This window comes from Paraglaciecola hydrolytica, assembly GCF_001565895.1.
GTDB classification, from domain to species: Bacteria; Pseudomonadota; Gammaproteobacteria; order Enterobacterales; family Alteromonadaceae; genus Paraglaciecola; species Paraglaciecola hydrolytica.
The window spans coordinates 1-8,396 of record NZ_LSNE01000020.1 but is presented as its reverse complement, the minus strand read 5'-3'; the positions used below and the strand labels follow the sequence as shown (position 1 = coordinate 8,396).

Here is an 8,396-nt window from a genome sequence, read left to right as displayed (position 1 = left end):
TCTATTTTTTAAACAAAAGCCATATCAAGGACGACTCGTATGCTTAATTTTCAAAACTTTATACTTCTTTATATAATTTTTTCTCTTACAAGTTGTGGCTCAATACCAAAGCTTATAACTACAGCTGAGGAAGAGTCAGGTTTCACCTATATTCCGGTAGATCCATTTCCTGTTGATCGTGTTCCAAGCGATAGTTGCAAAGAACTGAAAGAGCAAACTAATTCAGATAGTAAAACTACACTTTCTTCTTTGCCTGATAATGCAGTACGAATGCTGGTTCAAAGTTTTGATAAAAGTGGAAATATTACCTACGGTGGCTCCAAAGCTACTGCAAAAGGTGAACGCTATAAAATTACTATTGATTATATTAATGCTGATACGATAAACGCTAATATCTGGGTTAAAAAGTCCGTATTATTAACAGACTCCATTGCTCCGCGGATACTTAATCTTACCGACACAACACTGCCTAAAAATATGGTTGAAGGTTCTTTGAAGTATGAGGTATATCAATTTACAGACAAAGAATTATGGAATATGTCAAATACTGGCATTTCAGGCCCACGTTACACGGACATAATCGAAAAACAAAAATATGATGCTCTGGAACAAGGGTTCCAAGAGGTAAATATTCCTGTTTACGTAGGAATCGGATTGAGGGTAATGGCCGAAATTAATATTCTACAGGCTAATGCAAATGTTGCTGGTATAGGAATAATTGGTGCTGAGGCTGAAGCCAAAAACTTACAAGGCTCCTTAATTGTTCAAACGCTTGGAGTAAACGGAAAGTCAATCAGTGCTGCATTACCAATCCAAAGTGAATTAAACCGAACAACTGCACAAAATGCTATCGTGGCGGTTGGCTCTATCAAATCACTCTTATATGCCGATGACACAATTATTTATCCCAGAGTTGTTGGTATATATCTTCCTTTTTCTGGCGGAAAACAATTTGTAAATCTCATTGTTTCTGAACTATCAAAGAAAAGAGTGGAATGGCATACCCCATGTATAGTGCCCACTAGCAAACCAGCCTAAATTTTTGCTGTTTGAGTCCAATGTTAGTGATGTTTAAGTTCCACAATTTAGATGTCACATTTTAAAATAATTTATTTACATTGGCTCTTCTTAAGGAAACTAAATGGTATTTTTGATAGTAGGATTTTTCTTTATTGCATTATCCATAGGTATTGCAAACGGGATATCTGCAAGTCCTGTTATGTCAGTGGTAATACCGTTAATTTTTTCTCTTTTAACATTTGGTGGCGGCTTTTACGTTTTTATCAAAGATCTAAATACGTCAGCTCAAAAATCTATTGGCACTTTTTTTATTGCATTTAGTTTAGGTTACATTAGCGGCCTTTGGGGTGGAGCACATTTAAAAATGAATAGCACTATGCTTATAGCTGACGAAAACCAGCCTGCTTATTCAGAATATGAATACACTGATGTACGATTACTTAGCTCCTTCTACAAGCTTGACGAGATGATGTTAAAAAGTGGACTCGTCAAAAATAAGCGTAAACGCATACTTGATGATTTATTTAACTCGATTATACGGCGGAAAGAAAGTAAGGAGGTCATTACAAGTTCGGGGCTGGAAATTCAAAAAATTTGGTCTGAATCAAAAGCCGATGATTTGCTAGAACTGCTTAATGAGATTGATTACTTTGTATATGAAATGAAAGATGAGGAAACAGAAAAACTAGAAAAATTTGTAAAAATAGAAAACCAAATAGAAGCATTGAAAACATCTTCTAAAATAGAGCAACTCTCAGCCATAGCCGATTTAATAAACAACATTGTCGAAACACAAAGCCGTAATGCAGATTTATCCCCCTTTTTAAGTGAAGAAGAAATTGAAGCGCTGAAAAGCATTATGGAAACCGCTAAAAACAAAGATATAAACTGGTTTGTTAACCCTGTAGCTGACGGCACTGGAAATATTTTTAACCCCACTGGTTAAGAGAAATTCAAGCTTTAGACAATCGGTCGAAATTTTTAACAATATATTTTTTAAATCGCTCATGGCAATGTTCTGAATATTCTCCAGTTTCCTTATTTTTGCGCTTACCATTAAACCAAATAGAGCGCTTGCCAACATTTTTTCCCGTTTTATTCTGAACCGCTTCTGCGATAAGTTCGGCTGAAGTCAAAATCCAAAATGTTTCAAGTCGCTCAGAATAAAATACAAAATAGTAATTTTCACGTAATTCATGAGTGAGGGCTGCAAACAGAGCTGCGTCACCCATCAAGACATTTTTAGAACGTGCCTTAATCTGAACTTCGACAAAGGTTCCATCGTCACGACGAACTACAGCATCAATGCCATTGTCATCAATTAATGGCATGTAGACGTCAATTCCCTCCTTCAACATTAGTCCTGCTACCCAAAACTCAATCCTTTTACCAAACCCAGCAGAATGCCTAAATGAGATACTCATATTCCCCTCACTAATAAAATATGGCTGTAATCTTTAATCACCCTGCAACCCAATGTTCGCTCAAGGCTTCTGCTTGCAGTAAACACAAGTCGATGGCTTCATCTGAGCGATCAGGAGGGTATTTCCATTTACGTAAGGCTCTTCGTACCAAGTTACGTAGTCTGGCCCTAACACTGTCGCGGTGTTGCCAGTCTACGGTGGTCGATTCTCTTAGTTTGAGTGTGATTTCAATGGCTAAGCCGCGTAATTGGTCGTCACCGAGTTCTTTTACAGCACTTTCGTTTTGAATAAGAGCACGGTAGAACGCAACTTCATCAGCGTTCATACCTAACTTTTCAGCCTGAGCGAGGTCATTTGCCATGTCTTTCGCCATTTTGATTAGCTCTTCAATCACCTGAGCTGTTTCGATAGCGCGGTTATGGTATTTGCGTAAGGTTTCCATGATGCGTTCTGAATAGGCTTTTTCAGAAACTACATCGTTTTTCATGCGGGCTTTCACTTCATCCCTTAACAGTTTTTCTAGTAATTCAACGGCTAAGTTTTTCTGTTTTAAATTACGTACATCTTCTAAAAATTCTGCTGATAGCAAACCAATATTAGGCTTATCTAGCCCTACCGCTGAGAATATGTCGACTACACCTTCTGAAATTATGGCGTTATCAATAATTTGTCTGAGTGCTGAGTTCTTTTGCTCGTCAGACAGTTTTTTATCAGTATTGGTGTATTTACTCAGGGCCGCTTTTACGGCACTGAAAAAGGCGATTTCTTTTTTTAGCTCTGCCGATTCATCCAAAGTGCTACACAAACTATATGCTTTTACCAATGCGGCCATCACATCAAAAAAGCGCTTCTTACCGTCTATTTTACCTTGAGAATTTTGTAATGACGATATGTGTCCCATTACGCCAGGTAATAGTTTTAAAGCATCTTGCTCGAAGTTGCTGTAGTCAAACCCTTGCATCATGCCACGCAACACTTCTAACTTTTCTAATAAGATGGCAAAGGCTTCATGATTATCTACGGTAGGGCTACCCCTACCCTTCGAATCAGCATAAGTTTTAAGCGCATTTTTTAATTCGTTGGCAATACCAATATAATCAACAACCAAGCCCCCAGGTTTATCTTTAAACACACGGTTAACCCTAGCAATGGCCTGCATCAGGTTATGGCCCTTCATAGGTTTATCAATATACATGGTATGGCAATTAGGTGCATCAAAGCCGGTTAACCACATGTCTCGCACTATCACCAGTTGCAAAGGGTCATTCACATCTTTATAGCGTTTTTCGAAACTCTTTTTTACGTCTTTACTAAAAATGTGAGGCTGTAATATGGCTTTATCTGACGCCGAGCCTGTCATTACTACTTTAATTACACCTTGTGCCGGATCGTCACTGTGCCAATCTGGGCGCAAGGCAACAATGGCATTGTACATTTGCACACAGATCTCGCGGCTCATACATACAATCATGGCTTTACCAGGAAAGCTAGCTATGCGAGTTTCAAAGTGTTTAACCAAGTCATCGGCAACTTGCTCAATTCGAGAGGACGAACCTACCAGTTTTTCCAGTGCAGCCCATTTTGATTTGGTACTTTCCCGTTCGCCAAGATCTTCTTCATCTTCAATGATGTCATTCACCTCTTGGTTGAGGTGCTGAATTTCATCTTGTTTAATATCTAATTTAGCTAAGCGCGATTCATAGTAAATCGGCACAGTCGCGCCATCGTCTACCGCATCTTGAATGTCATACACCGAAACATAATCACCAAAGACGGCACGGGTATCTTTGTCTTCAGATGAGATTGGCGTACCGGTAAAACCAAGAAAACAAGCGTTGGGTAAGGCATCTCGCAAGTATTTGGAATAGCCATAAACATACTTGTGATCAATCACCAGGCCATTTTTGTCTTTAACTTCTACTAATCTGGCCTTGTCACCATATTGACTGCGATGCGCTTCATCGCTCACTACTACGATGTTTGAACGCTGACTTAAAATTGGATGTTCTGTTTCTTCTGCAAGCAATGCAAATTTTTGTACGGTAGTGAATACAATGCCTCCGGCCTGCTTGGTGCTGAGTATTTCACGTAAAGCATCTCGGCCATCCGCTTGTACTGGCACCTGTTTTAATGTTTCAGAGGCCATTTTGAAGGTATTAAACAACTGACCGTCTAAATCATTTCTATCGGTCACTACCACTATTGTCGGGTTATTCATCTCTGGCTGGGCCATCAATTTACCGGCGTAACACACCATTGATATAGATTTACCCGAGCCTTGCGTGTGCCACACCACGCCAGCTTTACCTGAGCCTGCTTTTACTTTTTCAGAATAAGTTGCTCGGCGTTCTATCACACCATCTTGTAATTGAGGTTTAGCAGCAATAATCGTGGCCTGCACTGCGGCTCTCACCGCATGAAATTGATGGTAACCCGCTATCTTTTTGATTAAATCGGTATCGCTTGTTTCAAACAATACAAAATGGCGCAGATAATCTAATAACAATTCCGGTTTAAAAAAGCCGTGCACAATGGTTTTCAAACTGTAATCAAAGCTGGGTTTGTCGTCTTCATGTTCAATGGTTAACCACGGCATGTAACGTTCTTTATTGGCAGTTAAACTGCCTACTTTAGATACCACACCATCGCTTACTATCAGTGCTTCGTTAAACACAAATAAGTCAGTAATTTCTTCTTTGTAAGTTTGAATTTGTTGAAACGCTTGCCATACGTCGGCGTGTTCATCAGCAGGGTTTTTAAGTTCAACTACAGCAATGGGTAGGCCATTAATAAACACCACAATGTCCGGTCGACGTTTAGTTTTAGAACCCGCAATGGTGAACTGATTAACAACTAAAAATTGATTTTTATTGACGTTGTTAAAATCAATTAGCCGCACATAGTCGGCTTTGTCTTCGCCATTTTGCTTAAACTCAACTTTAACGCCTTCCAATAATTGCTGGTGAAAAAGCTGATTATTTTTAATCAATATGGGGGTTTGAGGCTGAGTTACCAATGCTGCGGCTTGGTCGAGTGCTTCTTGCGGAATATGCGGGTTTAAAATAGCTAGCTGACTGATTAAACGGCCTTTCAGTACAACTTGTTTATAATCTGCCCGCTCAGGCGTGTCACCATCTGGCGCAATTGCATAGCCGTTAGCATACTGGTAGCCGGTTTCAGTAAACCATTCTATGCAAAGCTGTTCCAGTTGGTCTTCCGTGATCACTAATCAACCCCTATTATTTTTATACTTGAGCGTATTTATTTAGCCAGCCACGATCATTTAGTACCTGCCACGCCACCTTAATCTGGTGAGGTTTCATTGCCGCTTTTTTCTCGCTCCATGCATGTACTCGTTCTACAATAGCATCAGGGTCTGAGTTTTGTTCTGGAATATCCTGAGTTGCGACCCAATGTACGGTCGATAATAGCTCCATACCATAAGGTGACTCAAAACCTTCAACCAAATCAGATACATCATTAAAACGTTTTAACGTATCTTGATGAGCTAGTAAAAACTCGTCGGCCTCATCACTTGCTTTTGGTAATAGTTGAATTGAAATGTCGGGCTTGTTCTGCCCATCGGCATAACCGCTAATAAAGTGGCCTTCCATTTTGCTTAATACATGGCGCAACACATCTGCATAAGGGCCATAGTGATGTTTACTAAATTTAACCTTGTTAAGTGGCTCGCCAGCAGCTGTCAAAAAATAAACTAATTTTTGAATTTCTAACAACGACAGGTCATAGGCCAAACCTTTATTAATGTAGCGGTCAATTAAACTGACTACTGCTGCTCTACCAGCCGTCATATTGGGCCTGGCAGTTTTATTTGGCATCGCTTCTGCTGCGGGTGCTGCTTGAGGCGCAAAAATACGCCATTTTATTTCGGGCGCGGCTGAAAGTTTCTGTTTAATCAGTTTATCAACGTCGTTCCAGTTTAAGCCCCCTAAACCGCTGCCAAGAGCTGGAACAGACACCGACGTCAAATTGAGTCTCTTAGCTTCGCTTACTAAAGAATCTAGGCCAGACTCTATGTACTCCATTTTAGAGCTACCCTTCCAATGGGCCTTAGTTGGAAAGTTAATGATAAAATACGGAGGGTTTAAACTTTCCATTGAAACAGGCAAAACGGAGCCAGTAACCAGTGACTTTTGATCACAGGCTTTTTTATAAACCGTATAGTTATGCGGAAACGCTTTTTTAAACTGCAGTGCTAAACCTTTGCCCATTACTCCTACAGTATTAACCGTATTCACAATTGCATCGGTTTGCTCGTGCAGTATGTTACCTGTTACATATTCAATCATAGTTACCTCTTCCATCAATAATACCACTGTGGCTTTACGCTCACTACGGGTTGATGAGGATGGTTTGAAATCATCGCTGACACTTGTGCTGCAACCTGTTGGTTAATTACCGCTATTTCTTTTATTGCTGCCCAAGGCACGCTATTAAAGGCTAAAAATTCTGCTTGTTTTGTTTCTTTTATCACAGGGTCGCGCCAATTAGATCGGTTGATGTAATCCCAATTTAAGTTTTTCATTCGAGAAAAATCTGTTATTTGCTCAGCATAACCAAGGTCAGCATGAATATCAGTAAAAAAACAATCAGGGTTGTGTACCCTCACACGATCTACATCAGTCACTAAGTGTAAGATATTCTGCTGCCCACCGTTGTAATCAGTATGACCACGGTAAACAACATATAGCATTACCGAACGGGGACAAAAGTTAAAGGGTACGTAATTTCCAATAACGCCTCGCTGCGACACTGTGACTAAATGTTGTAAACGCCGTCGTTTGATATGGCTATAGCCGATATTTTGATTGCCAATCTTTTGGTTAATACGAATCGCATCCGAGATTAACCCACCAGATTGAATAATACTGGCAAGGTTATTTATATGACTTATGTGAAACACATCAGGATTCATACAACACTCTAAATAGTGTATTTATTAAACCATTTATGCTGTTTAAGGCTATTTTGACCATTACAATTTAATCTCAAACAATCTACTTTTAATCATTCCAGCGGCCAAATACCCATTACCTTTTAAAGATTCTTTACCTGGTTCACAAAAGCACAGTATACAAAACAAAGCTGCTAGTGCTTCAATCACGACCGCATAATTCACTTTATCTTGAGCTACACCATCAAAGCTATGTTTGATTTTGTTATATGCAGTCCACCACTGAGGTGTACGGTATAATTTGGGATATTTAGTTTTATTGTTTTTATATTCACTATGAAAGCTTGGCAATGTATCACCCAACTCACTAAAAGGCGTATAAGTAGAAGTAGTGCAACCACCATTACTTTGAAATAAAACTGAATGATAAAACGTGACTTCTTTCTTACTTAGTTCAAATACTTCCTCAGCAATACAGGCAAACTTAGGAAAGCCACTGATTTGACGGTTTCCTGAAGACAATTTAATTGATTTATCCTTTTTGGTTTCCCAAATTTTATCTTTTATATCTGAGTCCCAAGCTGATGATTTTTTAACTGACTCAGAACTAGTGCTCAATCTAACTAAGTAAGATTCTATAATTGGGCATGTTTGCAAAAGCATTAACACCAATTTATGTGAATAAATGTTTTGATGTTTTTCTGAATAATTAATAACTTTTAAAAATTCAGCAAGCTCCTCTTCGATTGAGAGGAACATTGAGAAATAGTCTTCATACTTCATTGTGTTATATCACTATTTGTTATATCAATTTCGCCAGATAATAGTTTTGGAAGTAAAGTATCTCTAATTACAATTAGAGAATTAGTTTGACTCACATTTTCAGCGATAGATTTATACAGAGTAGATACGATAGCCGAAAAAAAATTATGCAAAGGTAAGATCGGTGTTAATTTGTACTTAAAACTGATCCACGATTTGCATCGAAAACTGATCCACCCAAGTAGTCTTATATGACCATAATCCTATTTTAGTTT

Annotated in this window: 7 protein-coding genes; 2 read left to right on the top strand and 5 right to left on the bottom strand. The window is 38.9% G+C overall.

Annotation, left to right across the window (positions count from 1 at the left end):
- Positions 1-39 precede the first annotated feature (39 nt).
- Both AX660_RS21630 and AX660_RS21625 read left to right on the top strand, forming a co-directional pair.
- The gene (locus AX660_RS21630; protein WP_068382059.1) at positions 40-1,038 is read left to right on the top strand and encodes a hypothetical protein; all 999 of its coding nucleotides are present in this window, start codon (positions 40-42) and stop codon (positions 1,036-1,038) included.
- Between the two features lie 103 nt (positions 1,039-1,141).
- Positions 1,142-1,966, top strand: coding sequence for a hypothetical protein (locus AX660_RS21625; RefSeq protein WP_068382057.1), 825 nt, complete (start codon positions 1,142-1,144; stop codon positions 1,964-1,966).
- Positions 1,967-1,973: 7 nt separating this feature from the next.
- Here the strand turns inward: AX660_RS21625 and AX660_RS21620 are convergent, their stop codons facing one another.
- The 5 genes from AX660_RS21620 to AX660_RS21600 form a co-directional block, all read right to left on the bottom strand.
- On the bottom strand, positions 1,974-2,351 hold the full coding sequence (locus AX660_RS21620; protein ID WP_235594811.1) for a hypothetical protein: 378 nt from the start codon (positions 2,349-2,351) through the stop codon (positions 1,974-1,976).
- Between the two features lie 130 nt (positions 2,352-2,481).
- On the bottom strand, positions 2,482-5,670 hold the full coding sequence (locus AX660_RS21615) for a type I restriction endonuclease subunit R (RefSeq protein ID WP_068382053.1): 3,189 nt from the start codon (positions 5,668-5,670) through the stop codon (positions 2,482-2,484).
- Positions 5,671-5,689: 19 nt separating this feature from the next.
- Entirely contained in the window at positions 5,690-6,754 is a 1,065-nt protein-coding gene (gene darG, locus AX660_RS21610; protein ID WP_068382465.1) for a type II toxin-antitoxin system antitoxin DNA ADP-ribosyl glycohydrolase DarG, read from the bottom strand.
- Positions 6,755-6,768: 14 nt separating this feature from the next.
- Positions 6,769-7,380 carry a type II toxin-antitoxin system toxin DNA ADP-ribosyl transferase DarT gene (darT, locus tag AX660_RS21605; protein ID WP_068382051.1) on the bottom strand — a complete coding sequence of 204 codons (612 nt, stop codon included), beginning with the start codon at positions 7,378-7,380 and terminating at the stop codon, positions 6,769-6,771.
- Between the two features lie 60 nt (positions 7,381-7,440).
- The gene (locus tag AX660_RS21600) at positions 7,441-8,142 is read right to left on the bottom strand and encodes a hypothetical protein (RefSeq protein ID WP_131811850.1); all 702 of its coding nucleotides are present in this window, start codon (positions 8,140-8,142) and stop codon (positions 7,441-7,443) included.
- Between the last annotated feature and the right edge of the window lie 254 nt (positions 8,143-8,396).